This is a genomic window from Frankia umida, assembly GCF_023242945.1.
Taxonomy (GTDB): domain Bacteria; phylum Actinomycetota; class Actinomycetes; order Frankiales; family Frankiaceae; genus Frankia; species Frankia umida.
In genome coordinates this window covers 121,310-139,567 of sequence record NZ_JALKFT010000004.1, presented here as the reverse complement: position 1 = coordinate 139,567, position 18,258 = coordinate 121,310, and the positions used below count along the sequence as shown (strand labels likewise).

General features: G+C 71.3%; 10 protein-coding genes. 7 read left to right on the top strand and 3 right to left on the bottom strand.

The window, feature by feature from the left end:
- Window positions 1–18 precede the first annotated feature (18 nt).
- The 4 genes from MXD59_RS05790 to MXD59_RS05775 all read left to right on the top strand — a co-directional run bounded on the left by MXD59_RS05790 (window position 19) and on the right by MXD59_RS05775 (window position 7,595).
- The gene (locus MXD59_RS05790) at window positions 19–1,932 is read left to right on the top strand and encodes a methylmalonyl-CoA mutase subunit beta (RefSeq protein ID WP_248823748.1); all 1,914 of its coding nucleotides are present in this window, start codon (window positions 19–21) and stop codon (window positions 1,930–1,932) included.
- Complete coding sequence (gene scpA / locus MXD59_RS05785) at window positions 1,932–4,214, top strand: methylmalonyl-CoA mutase (protein ID WP_248823747.1); 2,283 nt, start codon at window positions 1,932–1,934, stop codon at window positions 4,212–4,214. The genes MXD59_RS05790 and scpA overlap by 1 nt, the downstream gene beginning before the upstream one ends.
- 150 nt (window positions 4,215–4,364) lie before the next feature.
- Window positions 4,365–5,387 carry a methylmalonyl Co-A mutase-associated GTPase MeaB gene (meaB, locus tag MXD59_RS05780; RefSeq protein WP_248815622.1) on the top strand — a complete coding sequence of 341 codons (1,023 nt, stop codon included), beginning with the start codon at window positions 4,365–4,367 and terminating at the stop codon, window positions 5,385–5,387.
- 810 nt (window positions 5,388–6,197) lie between these two features.
- Window positions 6,198–7,595 carry an HNH endonuclease signature motif containing protein gene (locus MXD59_RS05775; protein ID WP_283096417.1) on the top strand — a complete coding sequence of 466 codons (1,398 nt, stop codon included), beginning with the start codon at window positions 6,198–6,200 and terminating at the stop codon, window positions 7,593–7,595.
- A 222-nt stretch (window positions 7,596–7,817) separates the two neighbouring features.
- Here MXD59_RS05775 and MXD59_RS05770 read toward each other — a convergent pair whose 3' ends face one another.
- Complete coding sequence (locus MXD59_RS05770) at window positions 7,818–9,398, bottom strand: AlkA N-terminal domain-containing protein (protein WP_248823856.1); 1,581 nt, start codon at window positions 9,396–9,398, stop codon at window positions 7,818–7,820.
- Between the two features lie 323 nt (window positions 9,399–9,721).
- Here MXD59_RS05770 and MXD59_RS05765 point away from each other — a divergent pair, with 323 nt between their 5' ends.
- Entirely contained in the window at window positions 9,722–12,421 is a 2,700-nt protein-coding gene (locus MXD59_RS05765; protein ID WP_248823745.1) for an Hsp70 family protein, read from the top strand.
- A gap of 64 nt (window positions 12,422–12,485) precedes the next feature.
- Here the strand turns inward: MXD59_RS05765 and MXD59_RS05760 are convergent, their stop codons facing one another.
- The gene (locus tag MXD59_RS05760; RefSeq protein ID WP_248823744.1) at window positions 12,486–13,019 is read right to left on the bottom strand and encodes a hypothetical protein; all 534 of its coding nucleotides are present in this window, start codon (window positions 13,017–13,019) and stop codon (window positions 12,486–12,488) included.
- 568 nt (window positions 13,020–13,587) lie between these two features.
- On the opposite strand from MXD59_RS05760, the gene MXD59_RS05755 reads away from it, so the two are divergent.
- A complete protein-coding gene (locus tag MXD59_RS05755) occupies window positions 13,588–14,127 on the top strand; it encodes a hypothetical protein (protein ID WP_248823743.1) in 540 nt (179 codons plus the stop codon).
- A 72-nt stretch (window positions 14,128–14,199) separates the two neighbouring features.
- Window positions 14,200–15,495 (top strand): COG1361 family protein, encoded by a 1,296-nt coding sequence (locus MXD59_RS05750; RefSeq protein ID WP_248823742.1) that lies wholly within the window; start codon window positions 14,200–14,202, stop codon window positions 15,493–15,495.
- On the opposite strand, the gene MXD59_RS05745 is transcribed toward MXD59_RS05750, so the two are convergent.
- On the bottom strand, window positions 15,471–18,197 hold the full coding sequence (locus MXD59_RS05745) for a WD40 repeat domain-containing serine/threonine protein kinase (RefSeq protein WP_248823741.1): 2,727 nt from the start codon (window positions 18,195–18,197) through the stop codon (window positions 15,471–15,473). The genes MXD59_RS05750 and MXD59_RS05745 overlap by 25 nt on opposite strands.
- Between the last annotated feature and the right edge of the window lie 61 nt (window positions 18,198–18,258).

The following is an 18,258-nucleotide window of genomic DNA, read 5'->3' as shown; positions in this document are numbered from 1 at the left end:
CGGCCTACGATCCGGTGCATGAGCGTTCCCTCTGGCGGACTGTCGCTGGCCGCGGACTTTCCCGAGTCCACGCGAGGCGAGTGGCAGAAGCTGGTTCTCGGGGTCCTGCGCAAATCCGGGGTGGCGACCGAGGCGAACACCCCGGCTGATGTCGAGGACCTGCTCGCTACCGAGACCTACGACGGTCCACGCATCCAGCCGCTGTACACCAGCGAGGACGCACCCGCCGGCGGGGTCGGCCTGCCCGGTCTCGCGCCGTTCGTGCGCGGTGGGCGTCCCCAGGGCACCGGTGGCAGCGGCTGGGATGTGCGTGCCCTGCACGTCGGCCCGGATGCGAAGGCCGCCGGCGCCGACGTGCTGGCGGACCTGGAGAGCGGCGTCACCTCGCTCTGGCTGCGCCTGGGCGAGGGTGGCCTGCCCATCGAGGCACTCGGCACGGTGCTCGCCGAGGTGTACCTCGACCTCGCCCCGGTCGCACTCGACGCGGGCGGGCGGACATCGGCGGCCGCGGATGAGTTCCTGCGGGTCGCCGACGCCCGCGGCGTACCCGGTTCCCAGCTGTCGGGCAGCCTGGGGGCCGACCCGATCGGGCTGGCCGCGCGGGTCGGGGTCGGCACCTCCGAGCCGGCCGGGCTCGACGAGGCCGCGGCGCTCGCGCGGCGCTGCCTCCAGCAGTACCCGGGCCTGCGCGCGCTGGTCGTCGACGCCCAGCCCTACCACCGTGCCGGCGCCAGCGACGCCCAGGAACTCGCCGCGTCGCTGGCCACCGGCGTCGCCTACCTGCGCCTGCTGACCAGCGCCGGGCTGAGCCTCACCGAGGCGCTCGGCCAGCTGGAGTTCCGCTACGCGGTCACCGCCGACCAGTTCAGCTCGATCGCGAAGCTGCGCGCCGCCCGCCGGCTGTGGGCGCGGGTCGCCCAGGTGTGCGGGGCGAGCGGACCCGAGCGGGCCCAGCGCCAGCACGCCGTCACGTCGACGGCGATGATGACCCGCCGCGATCCCTGGGTGAACATGCTGCGCACGACGCTGGCCTGCTTCGCCGCCGGGGTCGCCGGTGCCGACGCGGTCACGGTGCTGCCCTTCGACGCGAGGCTCGGTCTGCCCGACGACTTCTCCCGACGGATCGCCCGCAACACCCAGATCCTGCTGCAGGAGGAGTCGAGCCTGGTTCGGGTGATCGACCCGGCCGGCGGTTCCTGGTTCGTCGAGTCCCTCACGGAAAGCCTCGCCGAGGCGGCCTGGTCCGCGTTCACCGAGATCGAGCGGGCCGGCGGGATCGTCGCGGCGCTGCGTGAGGGGCTTGTCGCCGAACGGATCGCGAGCAGTCGCGCGGCCCGCGCCGAGGCGATCGCCCATCGGCGTGATCCGATCACCGGCGTCAGCGAGTTCCCGAACGTCGCCGAGAAGCTTCCCGATCGGGTCCCGGCGCCACCTGTCGCGCCGTCCGCCCCCGCGGACGCGGTGACAACCGGACTGCCGGAGATCCATTATGACGCCGACTTCGAGGACCTGCGGGCCCGCGCGGACGCCGCGGCCCAGGCGGGCGACCGTCCGGTGATCCTGCTGGCGACACTGGGCAGCGCCGCCGCGTCGACGGCGCGGGGCTCCTTCGCCGCCAACCTGTTCCAGGCCGGCGGGTTCGACACCCCGACCTCCGGTACCGGCACCGACCCGGTCCAGATCGCCGCGGCGTTCACCGCGTCCGGCGCCACCGTGGCCTGCCTGTGCTCGGCTGACAAGGTGTACGCCGAGCATGCCGCCACGGTCGCCGCCGCGCTGCGGGCGGCCGGTGCCCGCCAGGTGTGGCTGGCCGGCCAGCCGGGTGCCCGCGCGCAGTCCGACGCCGAGGCGGGTATCGGCGGATACGTGTTCACAGGATGTAATGCGGTCGCCGTGCTCCAGACGGCACTGGCTGAGGCGGGAGTGGCCTGATGTCCCTCGAAGGCGCGAAGCAGTCCGGCGCTGACGAGTCCGACCCGACCGGGCCGGGCCTCACCGCCATCCCGGACTTCTCGACGATCGAACTCGGTGCCCCGCCGGACGGGGCCGACACCCCCGAGCAGCAGTGGCGCGACGCCGTCGAGGCCACGACCGGCAAGGATGTCGAGGCGCTGACCTGGGACACGCCTGAGGGCATCGCCGTCAAGCCGCTCTACACCGCGGCCGACACCGAGGGCCTGGACTTCCTGCGCACCTATCCAGGGGTCACGCCGTTCCTGCGCGGGCCGTACGCGCCGATGTACGTCACCCAGCCGTGGACGATCCGCCAGTACGCCGGCTTCTCCACCGCGGCGGCGTCCAACGCCTTCTACCGGCGTAACCTCGCCGCCGGCCAGAAGGGTCTGTCGGTCGCCTTCGACCTGCCGACCCACCGCGGCTACGACTCCGACCATCCGCGGGTCACCGGCGACGTCGGCATGGCTGGCGTCGCGATCGACTCGATTCTCGACATGCGCCAGCTCTTCGACGGCATCCCGCTGGACCGGATGAGCGTGTCGATGACCATGAACGGCGCCGTGCTCCCGGTGCTCGCGCTCTACATCGTCGCGGCCGAGGAGCAGGGCGTGGCTCCCGAGCAGCTCGCCGGGACCATCCAGAACGACATCCTCAAGGAGTTCATGGTCCGCAACACCTACATCTACCCGCCGCAGCCGTCGATGCAGATCATCTCGGACATCTTCTCGTTCACCTCGCAGAAGATGCCGAAGTTCAACTCGATCTCCATCTCCGGCTACCACATGCAGGAGGCCGGAGCGACGGCCGACCTGGAACTGGCCTACACCCTCGCCGACGGCGTGGAGTACATCCGGGCGGGCCTGGCGGCGGGTCTGGAGATCGACGCGTTCGCGCCGCGGCTGTCGTTCTTCTGGGCCATCGGCATGAACTTCTTCATGGAGGTCGCGAAGCTGCGCGCCGCCCGCCTGCTGTGGGCGAAGCTGGTGAAGCAGTTCGAGCCGAAGAGCTCCAAGTCGCTGTCGCTGCGCACCCATTCGCAGACGTCGGGCTGGTCGCTGACCGCCCAGGACGTGTTCAACAACGTGGTCCGCACCTGCGTGGAGGCGATGGCCGCCACCCAGGGCCACACCCAGTCGCTGCACACCAACGCGTTGGACGAGGCGCTGGCGCTGCCGACCGACTTCTCCGCCCGCATCGCCCGCAACACCCAGCTGCTGCTGCAGCAGGAGTCGCGCACCACCCGGGTGATCGACCCGTGGGGCGGCAGCTACTACGTCGAGCGCCTCACCCACGACCTGGCCGCCCGGGCCTGGAGCCACATCGCCGAGGTCGAGGCGTCCGGCGGCATGGCGCAGGCCATCGACGCCGGCATCCCGAAGATGCGCATCGAGGAGGCCGCCGCCCGCACCCAGGCGCGGATCGACTCCGGCCGTCAGCCGCTGATCGGCGTCAACAAGTACCGGGTGGACGCCGACGAGGCGATCGAGGTGCTCAAGGTCGACAACTCGGCCGTCCGCACCGAGCAGGTCGAGAAGCTGCGCCGGCTGCGCGAGGAGCGGGACAACGCGGTGACCGAGGCCGCCCTGCACGCGCTGACCGCCGCCGCCGACGCGGCCCGTGACGGGCGCCGGGCTTCGGGCCTCGACCAGAACCTGCTGGCCCTCGCGGTGGACGCGGCCCGTGCCAAGGCGACCGTGGGCGAGATCTCCGACGCGTTGGAGAAGATCTACGGGCGCCATTCCGGTCAGATCCGTACGATTTCCGGCGTGTACCGGGACGAGGCCGGCTCCGCCGGCAACATCGCCGCCGCCCGCGAGACGGCCGCCGAGTTCGAGCGGCAGGAGGGGCGCCGTCCGCGCATCCTGGTCGCCAAGATGGGACAGGACGGCCATGACCGCGGCCAGAAGGTGATCGCCAGCGCCTTCGCCGACATCGGCTTCGACGTCGACGTCGGCCCGCTGTTCCAGACGCCGGCCGAGGTCGCCCGCCAGGCGGTCGAGGCGGACGTCCAGATCGTCGGCGTCTCCTCGCTCGCCGCCGGCCACCTCACCCTGGTGCCGGCGCTGCGCGAGGAACTCGCCGCGCTGGAGCGCTCCGACATCCTCATCGTGGTCGGCGGCGTCATTCCACCCGGCGACTTCGATGAACTGCGAGCCGCCGGCGCCGCCGCGATCTTCCCGCCCGGCACGGTCATCGCCGATGCCGCGCAGGAACTGCTCGCGACCCTGTCCGCGCAGCTCGGCCACACCGCTGCCTGAGCGGCGGCGGCCAGTGGCATCGACAGCGGTGGTGAGTTCGACAGCGGTGGTGAAGCCGACGGCGGTGGTGAGTTCGACGGCGGTCACGGTGGTGGCGGCGGTCGCCCTGGAATCAGCGGCGTCCGCGCGGTCGACGTCGGCCGTGGCGTCGTGAGCCGGCGACCGATCGACCTCGCGCAGTACGCCGACGGGGTGCTCGCCTCGTCGCGTACCTGGATCGCGCGCGCGGTCACACTGGTCGAGTCGACCCGGCCCGACCATCGCGAGCTCGCCCAGCAGCTGCTCGTGACGCTGCTGCCGCATGCCGGTAAGGCACGCCGGGTGGGCATCACCGGCGTGCCTGGCGTCGGCAAGTCGACGTTCATCGACGCGCTCGGCACCATGCTCACCGGTAGCGGCCATCAGGTGGCGGTGCTCGCTGTCGACCCCTCGTCGACCCGCACCGGCGGCAGCATCCTCGGCGACAAGACCCGGATGTCGGCCCTGGCGGTCGATCCGGCGGCGTTCATCCGCCCGTCGCCGACCGCGGGCACACTCGGTGGAGTCGCCAAGGCCACCCGCGAGGCCATGGTCATCATGGAGGCAGCCGGCTACGACGTCGTCGTCATCGAGACGGTCGGCGTCGGCCAGTCGGAGACGACCGTCGCCGACATGGTCGACACCTTCCTGTTCCTCACCCTGGCCCGCACCGGCGACCAGCTGCAGGGCATCAAGAAGGGTGTGCTCGAGCTCGCGGACGTCATCGCGGTGAACAAGGCCGACGGCCCACACGAACTCGATGCCCGCCGTGCCGCCCGGGAACTCGCTGGCGCCCTGCGGATGCTGCAGGGTGCCTCCGGCCCGCGGGACTGGAACACACCGGTGCTGACCTGCAGCGCCGAGCAGCGCGTCGGCGTCGACACGGTCTGGGCGCAGATCATCAAGCATCAGGACACCCTGGACGCGTCTGGCGAACTCGCCGCCCGTCGCCGCCGCCAACAGGTCGACTGGACGTGGGCGATGGTGCGCGACCGGCTGCTCGCCGATCTGCACGCCCATCCGCAGGTCCGCGCCCTGACCCCAGACCTGGAACAGCGTGTCCGCGAGGGCAGCCTCACCCCGGCTCTGGCCGCCGATGCCATCCTCTCCGCCTTCGCGCAGTCGACGGGTGAGCCGACCAGGTCGTCGCAGTAGCAGGCCTTCCGAGCTCAGGAGCCCGCCGTTGGCACGGACGCTCGCTCCTGTTTCGTTGGTGTCCTGTCCGGCATGGAGTCGCATTGGACGTGTCCTGTCGTGCTGTTTGGAGGCCGCCGGGACGGCGACGCGAAAAAACTCGGCCGGCTATTTCTATGGAATCCGCTTATTCGTCGTGGTCCCGGGCTGGCGTGGCTTCATCGGGTATGTCAGACCTCGTTTCTTAAGCAAGCTCAGGATGGCAACGATCTGAGCTTGGCTCCCATTACAGCCTGACGGCGGGCGCCTGTCTTCTCTGCGGGATATGTGATTCCTGGCAAGGAAATAGTTTCGGGATCATGCGGTCGCCTTGCGTCAATATGTGAAGCTCGAGACTGCTGCCAGGTCGCGTTGCTTATTTCGGCGATCGGATGCTCGTGGATTGGCTTCTGTGTATCCTGATCATACCCTCTTCCTCTCTCCATGCAAGAGCTGACCGCGGGTCTTCCGGCGGCAGGAAGCTTGGTGTTGTGGTCGCAGCTATGCGCGACTCTCGGGCTCACTGAACCGCTGTTCCACTGCTTCCATCCTGCGTTGTCGCTGGTCGCTGGGGGTGTGGGTTGTCTCTGTACCCGAGTGCGTGCACGTGGGTTGTCAGCCGCTTGTCCATCGGCTATGATTCGAATGCACGTTCGATCGTCATGAGTGGAGGTGGCGTATAGCTTCAGTGATGTATAGATTCGCTGTCTTCTCCTGTCTGCGAGCGCGTGTCCATGCTTTCTTCTCATCTGCTTTTTTCGGCTGTCTTCTTTTGGGACGGGGGTGCTGGTGATGGTGTCGGTGGTGGGTGCCAACGAGGCGTCGTCGCAGGAACGGGAGGCGGTCGAGTGGCTGGCGTCGGTGGAGGTGGGGGGTCGGCGTGTGGCGGGGTTGGGGGATGAGGCGTGCGTGGCGTGGGATGCGGAGGTGGGGCGGCGAGTGGCACGGGCCGAGGCGGAGCGGTTGCTGGTGCGGGCTCGTCTGGCCGGCCTGCGTCCGCTGCCGAGAGTGCCTGTGAACGGGTGCGATCCCGAGGACGAGGGTGGCCCTGGTGTTGACGGGGAGGGGGACGACGGGCGGGGAGTGCCGGCTGAGGGCGGGGCGCGCAGCGGGGTGTGGGCGGAGGCGAAGCGCTGGGGCTACAGCGAGTTCGTGGGTGAGGAGGTAGCTCTCGGCGCGTGCCTGTCGTCCGCGGAAGGCGGTCGGCAGGTGGCTTTCGCGGTGCGGGTGGTGCGTCGGCTGCCAGGAGCGGTGAAGGCGCTGTATGACGGAGCGATCGATCTGGCGCGGCTGGTGGCCTTGGACCGGTTGACCGCTCAACTGGCCGACGAGCTGGTGGATGCGGTGGCGACTCCGGTTCTGGCGAAGGGCGGCCGGCCGAGCCTGGCCGCGTTCGAGCAGGCGGTCCGTCGGCGGATTCTGCGGGTGGATCCGCACGGGTCGCAGCAGCGAAGGGAAAAGGCCGAGGAGGGCAGGCGGGTGGAGATGCGGGCGGAGCCGGACGGCATGGCCCGCCTGGCCCTGCTGTTTCCAGCGGAACAGCTGTGGGCGGTGTGGGCGCGGATCAGCCACCTGGCCCGAGGGATGAGGGCAGGTGATGGGCGGAGTTTTGATCAGCGCCGGGCAGATGTGGCTTACGGTCTGTTGATGGGGGCGGATCTGGGTCGGGTCCCGGTCGAGATGCAGGTGATCGTGCCGGTGGAGACGCTGCTTGGGCTCGCCGAAAATCCGGGAGAGATCCCGGGTCTCGGTCCGATCCCAGCGGAAGTGGTGCGGCAGATGAGCGAGGAGCCGCTGTGCACGTGGCGGCAGATTCTCACCCGCCGAGACAGCGGTGAACTGGTGGATGTGTCAGATCGGCGTTTTCCGTCGGCGGCGCTGGCCCGCAAGGTTCGGGCGCGGAACACCACCTGCACGCTGCCTGGATGTGACCAGCCGGCGGTCAGCGCGGATATTGATCACAGCGTTTCCTGGGGTGACGGTGGTAAGACCCGGGAAGGCAATCTTGCGCCGGTCTGCCGACGTCATCATCGAATGATGGGTCGCCGCAAGCGCCATCCCAGCCCGATGAACGAGTCACCCCGGCCCGCCGGCTGGCAGATGCAACAGGGCGCGCCCGGCCACATCACCTGGACCACTCCCACCGGTGCTCAGCACCACACGCACCCTGATAACTACACAGCGGAATAGGTTCGCGTCGGCTCGGTGAAGATGCCCGGCCAATGGGTGGCGATCCAGCCCGTTGGCCGGGCACCGAGACGCTCGGTGCGTCGGGCTCTGCCGCATGTGTGCGGGCACCTGATCGGCTTCCGCCTCGGGAGGTCGGCTGATGCTGCGTGCAGGCGGATCGATGGGTGTTCACGCGGCCGAGTCAGCCCTCGGACCACCTTGACCGTGGGGGTCGCAGCTGAGTCATGCGGTTGCCGAGCGAGGCTGGTCGGGCATCCGGTTGATCGGGTGGTCGCTGGTCGCCCAGAGGTACTGGACGGCGTAGCTGCGCCAGGGGCGCCAGGCGGTCGAGTGGGCGCCGAGGCCGCCCGCGCTGGTGGGCAGACCGAGGTCCGCGGCAGCGCGCCGTACGCCGAGGTCGGTGGGGAGGAAGGCGTCGGGGTCGCCGAGGGCGCGCATGGCGATCGACTCGACCGTCCATGGGCCGAGGCCGGGCAGAGCAGTGAGTTGGACGCGGGCGTGGTGCCAGTCGGCTCCCGCGCCCAGATCGATGGTGCGCTCGGCGAGCGCTTCGACGAGAGCGGTGAGCGCGATGCGGCGGCTGCGGGGGAAAGCCAGCGCGGCCTCGTCAAGCCCGGGCAGCCCATCGGCGAGGTCACGCATCGTGGGGAACAGATGGGTCAACGCGCCGCCGAGGCCGTCGACGCGTGGGCCGAGGGCCTCGACCAGACGGCGAGCGTGGGTACGGGCCGCGGCGGTGGAGACCTGTTGGCCGAGGATCGCGCGCACGGCGAACTCGTCCGGGTCGGGGGTGCGCGGCACCCGTCGGCCGGGGGCGGCGTGCACCAGCCGGGCGAGTGTGGGGTCCTCGGCGAGGTGGGCATCGACGGCGACCGGGTCGGCGTCCAGGTCGAGCAGTCGGCGGCAGCGGCTGATCGCCGTCGACAGATCCCGCAGGTCGGTGAGGGTGAGCTGGCAGGCGACATGGTCAGGCCGCGGCCGCAGCGCCACCGCCGCGGGGCCGTGCGGCAGGCGCAGGGTGCGGTGAAAGGCACCGTCGCGCCACTGCTCCACCCCGGGGATCGCGGTGGCCGCCAGATGCCCGAACAGGTTGTCCGGGCACAGCGGTGCGCGAAACGGCAGGCGTAGGGACAGCGTTCCTACCGGCCGCATGGGTACGGCGAGCCCCGTGCTGTGCGCCGGGCCTGCCGGCTGGCTGGACTCCGCCGACCCGGGAACCGTCACGAGCGGGATGGGGGCGCGGGCGGCGCGGTGACGCAGGTCGGTGGGGGAGAGCGCGAAGATCTCCCGGACGGCGTCGTTGAACGCCCGGATGCTGGCGAAACCGGCGGCGAAGGCGACATCACCCATCGGCAGGTCGCTGGTTTCGATCAGCAGGCGCGCGGTCTGCGCGCGCTGCGCCCGAGCCAGCGCCAACGGGCCGGCGCCGAGCTCGGCGAGCAGCTGTCGTTGCACCTGGCGGGTGCTGTACCCGAGCTGGGCGGCGAGGCCGGGCACGCCGTCGCGGTCGACCACCCCGTCGGCGATCAGACGCATCGCTCTGGCCACGAGATCGGCGCGGACATCCCACAGGGGCGAACCGGGACTCGCGTCCGGTCGGCAGCGTTTGCAGGCTCGGTACCCGGCCTGCTGGGCGGCCGCGGCACTTGGGTAGAAGCGCAGGTTCTCGATGCGGGGGACGATGGCGGGGCAGCTCGGACGACAGTAGATCCGGGTGCTGCGCACGGCGGTGAAGAACCAGCCGTCGAAGCGGGAGTCCCGGGACCGCACGGCCCGCACACAGCGCTCGGCGTCGTCGTACATGTCCTCCAGCATCGTCGCAGGCACGGCTGGATCCGCGCGGAAAAACGACGTCTGCCTCGGTGGACCGGTACATCCGACGGGACCGGCGGGTGTGCGGGTCCGGTGAGCTCGAGGGGCGCGGCGGGGCGGTTCAGAATGATCGCGACATTTTGTGTCCGACACCGGACATGCCGGTTTGTCTTCCACGGTGTCTACGATGAGCGGACCAGCGGTCAGGGAGATCGTCGCTGGTCGGGCGCGTGTTTCCTGGGAGGGGGCGGGCCCCGCGAACACGTGGCTCAGGAGTCGCGGTGGGATATCAGCTCGGCATAGACGTCGGATCCGTGCACACGATCGTTGGTATCGCTGACGGCGGCTGGCCGCGGGTACTCGAACTCGGCGGGCAGCGGCGGTTGCCGTCCGTGGTGTACGCCGCGCCGGGCGGAGGCCTGCTGTTCGCCCGAGCGGCGGCGCGCCGGGCGCGGACCGATCCGGACCGTGCGGCCACCGACCTGCTGCGTCGCCTCGGTGACGAGGGCCAGGTCGTGCTCGGCGGCGCGGCCTACAGCAGGGAGTCATTGCTCGGCCGGCTGGTCGCCCATCTTGTCACCACCGCCGCGCAGCAGCTTGGCGGTCCACCCGACCAGGTGGTCGTCACCCATCCGGCGTTCTGGCCCGCCTCGCGGCGCGAGGCGTTCACCGAGGCGGTCACCCAGCTCTCCGGCCTGGAGATGCCGGTGACCGCCGTGGCGGCCGCCGACGCGATGGGCACGCTCCTGGCCCGCTCGTCGGTCACCCAGACCGTCGACCTGGTCGGCTGGTACGACCTGGGTGCCGGCTTCCTCGACACCGCGGTGCTGTCCTTCTCGCCGTTCGGCTTCCAGGTCGTCGGTACGGCGGCGGGCATGCGTCACGGCATCGGCATCGACCTGGACGGGCTGCTGGTCGACCAGGCGCTGACCCACGCCGGTATCGACCCCCAGCGGGTCGACCGGTCGGATCCGGCGACCAGGCTGGCCCTGGCCCAACTGCGTCGCGACGCCGCGCAGGCCAAGGAGGTGCTGGCGGAGGAGGCCGAGGTCGACCTCACCGTGGCGTTGCCCGGGGTGAGCACGGCGGTCACGCTCACCCGCGCGGAACTCGAGGCGCTCACCACTCCGACGATCGACGACACGGTGGGCGCGTTGCGCCGGGCGCTGCGGTCGGTCCCGGCCGAGCCGGCCGATCTGTCCCGGATTCTGCTCTCCGGCGGCGTCGCCTACCTGCCGTTGGTGTCGCGACGGCTACGTGAGGCTTTTCCCGCGCTGCACCGGATCGAGCACCGCTCCGACGCGGATCTGGCGATGGGCGCGGCGCTGCTGGCCGCCGACTTCTCCGATCGGGCGGCGCGGGCCGGCGGCGGCGTGTTCGGCGGCGAGCCGGTGCAGGATCCCTATGACGTGACGGCGGTGATTCGTCCACCGGACGCGGCGAGCCTGAGCTCACTGCCGCCGTTCATGTCCGGCGGCGGCACCACCCCGCTTGGCCGCACGGGTGGACGAGGCGACGCGCCGGGGACGGCGGCTGGCGTGGCTGCGGCCAGCGCCGCAATGGCCGCGGCCAGCGGGGGAGCACCCACGGACGCGGTGACGATGGCGGCGGCTGAATCCGCTGCTGGGTCCACGCCGACCGCGCCGGCGGAGGCCGCGGCCGCGGGTACCGCGGCGCAGGGTGGTGATGCCGGGGCTACCGCGATTGTGCCTGGCATCGATGCGGCAACCATGCGGTGGGCCGGTGGTCCCGGGACTGGCGGGCCATCGGAGCCGCAGCTGGCGAACCTGGCCGGTGCGGGGAGCGCCGCTGGTCATGGTGCTGCGCATCCTGGGTCCGTAGCCGGCGCCGCGGATCAGCCTTGGGCAGGGGCAGGGGCAGGGGCAGGGGCAGGGGCAGGGGCAGGGGCAGGGGCAGGCAGCGGCGGCGCCGGCAGCGGCGCGGCTGGCAGCGGCGGCGGGATCTTCGGTTCGCGCCGGACGATGGTCGCCGCCGCGGTGGCCGCGGTCCTGTTCGTCGTCGTGGGAACGACCGCGGGAGTGCTGCTTACCAACCGTGACTCCGGGTCCGAGCCGACGGCGGTGGCGTCCGCGGGTCCGTTCCCCACCACCGATCCGATTCCGAGGACGGTCAGCCCGTCGCCAGAGCCGCCGGCGGCCGCGAACCTGGTCCGAATCGCCGGGTCGTCCGAAGTCGGGCCGATCTCGGAGACCGCCTACAACGAGTTTCGCCAGACCCAGCGTAACGTGACCGTCAGTGTGGAGTCGAGCAGCACCGAGGATGGCTTCAACGCCCTGTGCAGCGGCGAAGTGGAGCTGGCGGACGCGTCCTTCGAACCGAACCCGGGATCGCTTGACGATCCGTCCTGCGCGAAGCGCCTGGTGGGGTTCGAGGTCGCTCACCACACGCTGCCGATCGTGGTGAATCCGCAGAACACCTGGCTGCGTTGCCTGACCCTGAAGCAGGTGCGACAGGTATGGGGCGCGAGCTCCACGGTGACCCGGTGGAGCCAGATCAATCCGTCCTACCCGGACGAGCCGATCACCTTTGTCGGGCCGTCGCGCAACTCGGTGCAGGCCCAGGTGTTCAACGCGACGATCAGCGACGCGAGCGACAGGTCCCGGTCCTATGCGCAGCAGTCCGACCTTGGCCGGGTGGCCAACGACGTGGCCGGTGAACGGCTGGCCATCGGATTCCTCGACTATCCGACTTTCGAGACGTTCGGCAACCGGCTGCGCGGAGTGGAGATCGACAACGGTGAGGGCTGTGTCGCACCCACCGCCGTCGCCGTCGGCACCGGACTTTACCTACCTCTGTGCAAGCCGCTCTACGTCTACGCCCTGCCCGAGTCGCTGCGTAAGCCGGCGACCGCCGCCTTCCTTTCGTACTTCCTGCAGAACGGACGGAAGATCGCGTTCGACGCGCACTATGTGCCGCGTACGGACGAGACGGTGAACGAGAACATCGCGCGGCTGAAGACCCTGACGCAGGGGGTGGCGCCGGTACCCGCCTGACACGGGACCGCCGCCGCCCGGCCCACCGACGGCCCGCTCATCACGGGGCCGTCGGTGGGCCGTCTTACGCCACGGAATGCATGATCGTGCAGGAATAGGTTCCGACGACGACGTTGGTCGGGACCGTGACGGTCAGGGTTGGGCTCCAGCTCACCGAACTCGCGGCGCCGCGGGCGGCGGTGGCGGAGAACGCCCGGCGACCGCCGGCGAGTGTGACGGTGTTCGCGCCCGCCGGCTGGCCGGGGGTGACGACGCTTACCGGACCCGTGGTGGCGGTCGCCGCACCGGAACGGTACTGCAGCAGCCCTGAGGAGATGCGCTCGTAGGGTCGCCCGGATCCGGTGGTGCAGGTCGTCGAGATGACGGTGACCGCCCAGGAGCCACCCGCCGAGTCGCTGGAGACTGTCACCGTGCCGAGCGAGCCGGCCAGGGTGCCACCGCCGACCCGCAGAGAGCCAAGGCTCGCCGTGGTCGGTACCGTGATGGAGTAGGCGGCGTGGGCTGGGCCGCAGGTCAGCGCGCCGGCGACGAGCGCCAACGCCGTGAGTACCGGTAGCCCACCGACAGCACGCTGCCGATGGGTGAAACACAATCGCATGGCCGCTCCTGACCCCGGGAAACTGGGTGGTGACGGATTGCTACCAGTGGTAGCGGTCGCAGAGCAAGGAAGGTGCCGTCCACGGTGACCGAGTCCGGGACCGAGCGGGCGGATAGGGCGGTCGACCCGGTCGGCTAGTCAGGCGGCCAGCCCGCCCGGACGGTGGGGCGGTATCAGGGTCGGGCCGAAGGTGGGTTGGGCCGAAGCTAGGCCACGGCTGGGGCTGGGGCTGGGGCTGGGCTATGGGCAGATCCGGGGTCGGGTTCGGGCTTGACCGGGGTCAGGGTCGGACCGCGGGCAGGTCTGGGTCAGGGGTGCGGCGGGGGCCAAGCCGGGCTGCGGCCGTGGACGGGTCGAGGCCAAGTCGGGTCGGGCCGTGGCTGGGTTGGGGAGCGGCGGGGGGCGGCCTGTGGCGTGGCTCCGACACGCAGGAATTCGCTTAGTACTTGTATTGATACTGAGAGTGATAGCGTCGCGCCGCGCATCCGGCGGTACCCGCACGTCGCCTCGGCGAGTCCGATTCCGCTGCTGGGGTGCGTTCGTGTAGTCACTCTTGGGGGTTCTTCAAGTGCGCAGGTCCACCACCCTTTTCATCGGCGCGGTCGTGTCGACCGCGGCAGCTTTCGCCGCAGCGCTTCCTGCTGACGCCGCCTCCACCTCCACCACGTCCACCACCTTCAGCCTGACCGGCGGTGCGCTCGACATCACGGCGCCGGCGACCGCTGACCTGAGCAGTTTCCCGGTCAGCGCCGGCTACGTCTCCGGCAACCTCGGCGACGTCGTCGTGACCGACAGCCGCGGTAACTCGGGTGCCAGCTGGACGGCGAGCGTCAGCGCGACCGCCGTCACGGGCAGCGGCACCGCCGAAGGTGTGAGCCTGCCGCCCGAGTCCGTCTCCTATGACCCAGGTGTGATCGGCGCCACCAACGTGACCGCGGCCGGTGTGCGACTCCAGTCGCTGTCCGAGACGCCACAGGCGACCGTCGCGGGCACCGCCGGTACCGGCGTCAACTTCGCCACCTGGAACCCGACGCTGGGCGTGAACATCCCGGCCGCTTCCGCGATTACCGGTACTTACACCGTTACGCTGAGCCACTCGGTCGCCTGACCGGTTCGACTCGACTCGTAGACAAGGATCCAGACGAGTGACGGTGGCGAGAACATGCGCGTAGGACCCCGCGTGGCCGTGCGATCCGGCCTGAGTCTCAGCACGCTGGGAACCCTCGTCACCGTGGCTGCACTGCTCCTGCCCGGCACCCTGGTCGGCACGTCCCCCGCCCTCGCGGCGGGTGGGCGTGCCGACCAGGCGGCAGCGGCACCCGCGCAAGGCGCATCACCCCAGAACGGTTCGACCCAGAACGGCCCAGCCAAGGGCGGACCGGCGGGTTCCCAGTCGGAGGCGGGACGCTTCGGTATCCGGCTGACCGAGGTGACCGACTCGCTGCGCGATGACCCGCGGGCCCGCGAGTACATCATCGATCATCTCAACCCGGAGTCGGTCCTGAGACGCCAGGTGGAGGTCTACAACGACGGCACCCAGCCGTTGCACCTGTCGCTGTATCCGGCGGCCGCCTCGATCGGCGACGGCGAGTTCCATTTCGGCGAGGGGCACGCGGCCAACGAACTGAGCACCTGGATCTCGGTCAACCCGGCCACCATCGATCTTGGCCCGCATGACCGCAGCAACGCCGAGGTCACCATCGACGTCCCGAAGGACGCCTCCCCGGGCGAGCACTACGCCGTTCTGTGGGCCGAGGCGGTCAGCGCGCCCACCCAGGGCAGCGGCGTGCGCATGGTCAACCGCGTCGGTATCCGCGTCTACCTGGATGTCGGCCCGGGAGGTCCGCCGGCGGCGGGGTTCGCCATCTCGGCCCTGACCGCGAGTCGGACGCCGGACGGCCGGGCCGCGCTGAGCACCGAGGTGCACAACACCGGTGGACGGGCCCTGGACATGTCCGGGGACCTGCGGTTGGAACGGGGACCCGGCGGCCTTCAGGCCGGCCCGTTCCCGGCGAACCTTGGCACCACGATCGGCCCGGGTGAGATCGTCCCCGTGAGCATCCCGTTGGACAGCGAGCTGCCCCTGGGACCCTGGCATGCGTCGGTGACGCTGCGCAGCGGTCTGGTCGAGCACACCGTCAACGCGACGATCACCTTCCCGAAGAAGCCCGGCGAGTCACATCGCTATCTGATCGGCGGCTATTCGGCCTGGCACTATGTCGCCGGCGCGGGCATCGCGGTGCTGCTGCTGATCATTGTGATGGGGCTCGTCCTGCTCAGCCGGCGTCGTGGCAACCGCCGCGGTGGCCGGCACCTGGCCACGGTCGGCAGCGTGCCGAGCCAGGGCAACGCCACTGAGCGGCAGGGCGGCGCCAGCGAGCGGCAGGACGGGGCCACCGAGCGGGACGCTGGCGCGGGACGAGCCGACTCCGGGCAGGGCGGCCCGGGTGATCAGGGAGCGCAGACGTCGGTGTAGGGGATGCCGGGCACCTCGTGGTTCCACTCGTCGCGGTCCGGGGCCGCCGACGGCGTCGCGCAGGCCAACCGGCGTAGCCGGGCGGGGTCCAGGGTGCCGACGAAGGTCTGGCCCTTCTGGGTGGTGACCGCGACGGCGCCCGTTCTGGCGGTGCTGATCGCCTGGATCGGGCCGTCCAGGTCGCCCAGCCGCGTGAACGGCGGGGACGTCCCGGCGGGGGCCTGGGCGAGGCCGTCGAGGTTCCAGTAGGCGACCGTGCCGGTGGTGTCGGCGCTCAGCAGCTGGTCAGCGCCGGTGTAGGCGACGGTCGCGACGGCGCTGCCGTGGCCGGTGAGGCGGTGCGGCACCCGCGGTCTGGCCGGGTCGCTGACGTCGGTCAGCTGCACCACCTGGTCGTCACCGCCGGTCGCGAGCCGGGTGCCGTCCGGGCTGAAGGCGACACTGTTCACCGCGCCGGTATGCCCGGTCACCAGACCGAGCTGGCTGGGGTCGGCCGGGTCGCGCACGTTCCACAGCTGCACGGAACCGCCAACCCCGGCGATCGCGAGCACCGCGCCGTCGGGTCGCAGCGCCACTCCCGTCACGGGCCCTCGTCCCACGAGCAGGAAGCGCGAGCGCGGCTGGTTCGGGTCGGTGACGTCCCACAGTCCCACGGACGAGTCGCCGCCGGCGGTGGCCAGCAGATGCGCGGCGGACGACAACGCCAACCGGTGCACCGCGGTCGCCTGGGTGCCGAGGGAGCCGTGTCTGATCGGCCGGCTCGGGTCGGTGACGTCCCAGAGGCGTCCCGCGTCGCTGGCCCCGCCGGTCGCGAGCGTCCGGCCGTCGTCGGCGAAGACGACCCCGTTGGCCTGGTCGTCATCATTGCCCCTGGTCGCGACGGTCGGCTGCTGACCGGCGGTGAGACGCCACAGGTGCAGCCGTCCGGCGTTGTCGGTGGCGGCCAGGGTCTGCCCGTCCGCGCTCAGCGCGAGATCGGAGTAGACGGTGCCGCTCGAGTCGACCTGAGCCGCGGTCGACTGGGCGAACGACAGGATGAGCGCGTCGCGCGCCGGGTCGGTCGGGGCGACAGCGTAGGCGGCGAGGCTCAGCTGGCCGGCGAGCTTCGGATCGTCGTGGCGCACGAGCGCTGCCCGCGCGGCCAGCCCGGTCGACGCCTTCGTCCGTTCGGCCGCGGTGGGCTGGTCACCCTTCCCGCCTCCCAGCACGACGATCGGGACGGCCACCGCCGCTGCCAGCAACACCGCGAATCCGGCGCCGACCAGCAGCGCGCGCCGCCGCCGACCGTGTGACCCGTCCTGCTCGTCCGCACTGGCCGCGGCCCGCGTGGACGTGGATGGTCCGCCAGCGGGCGGCGTCCCATAGGTGGACGGCCCCAGCGGACGAGGAGAGGGCGAGGCCTCTGCTGGTACCGCCGGTGCGGGTGATGGTGAGCCCGCCGGGCCCGCCGTAGGGCGTGCGGCGACCGGTGGTGGCGAGGTGACCGGTGGTGGCGAGGTGACCGGTGGTGGCGAGAGCTGGGTCTGCGGCATCTGCGCCGCCTGCGTGGGCCATGGCCGGGCGGCACCGGTACCACCACCCGCGGCGAAGCCCGCCGACTCCGAGGTGACGGGAACGGCTGGAGCAGCGGCGGCAGGTGTGACCGGGGTGCCAGGTGTGACCGGGGTGCCAGGTGTGGCCGCAGTGGCAGGCGTGACCGGGGTGGCGGTACCGGCGGTGATGGGGGGTGCGCTGGTGGGGGTGGAGTCGGTGCGTCCGCGTCGGCCCCAGCGGCGTCGTGGCGAGCCGGGTTCGGCGGCGGGCGGATCGACGTCCGCGGCGTCGGCGAGCGGCCCCACCAGGTGGACCGGCACGGGTCCGCCGGCCGTCAGCGCGCCACGCAGCTCCTCCGCGGTGGGTCGGGCCGCGGGTTCCTTGGCCATCGCCGCCTCGACGAGTGCGCGCAGCTCCGGGTTGAGGCTGTCGAGCCTGGGCGACTCGTTGACGATCCGGTAGAGGATCGCCTCCATCCGGCCGGTGCCGAACGGCGGCTGACCGGTGGCGGCGAAAATCATCACGGCGCCCCAGGAGAAGATGTCGACCGCCGAGGTGATCGGGGAGTCGAGGATCTGCTCCGGTGACATGTAGCCGGGGGTGCCGATGGCCTGGCGGACGTTGCGGGACAGCTCGGTGTCCGCGTTGAACTCACGGGCCAGGCCGAAGTCGATGACCTTCGGGCCGACCGGGGAGAGCAGCACGTTGCCGGGGGTCAGATCGCGGTGCACGATGCCGGCGGCGTGGATGGCGGTCAGCGCCGTGGTGGTGCTGACCGCGAGCTGCTCCAGGTCGGCGGGGCGCAGCGGCCCACGGATCGACACGTGACGTGACAGGGTGGGGCCTTCGACGAACTCGGTCACCAGGTAGGGCTGCTGGCCGTGCGGGTCGGCGTCGAGAACGGCGGCGGTGGTGAAGCGGCGCACCCGCCGGGCGCTTTCGGCCTCGCGGGCGAACCGGGCGCGGAACTCGGCTCGTTGGGCAAGCTCCGGGCGGATCACCTTGATCGCCACCGCGCTGCCGTCGGGCGCCCGGCCGAGGAAGACCGTGCCCATCCCGCCCTGCCCGAGCCGCCCGATGACCTGGTACGCCCCGAGGCTGCGCGGATCGCCGGGCTGCAACGGCCGTGCGGTGCTCCCGGTCAGCGGCGGTTGTGCCGACCCCGTCACCGTGCCCCACTCCCGCGGCGGCGCCGCGCGCCCCGCAAACCCCCTGCTTCGGCGACGTCCG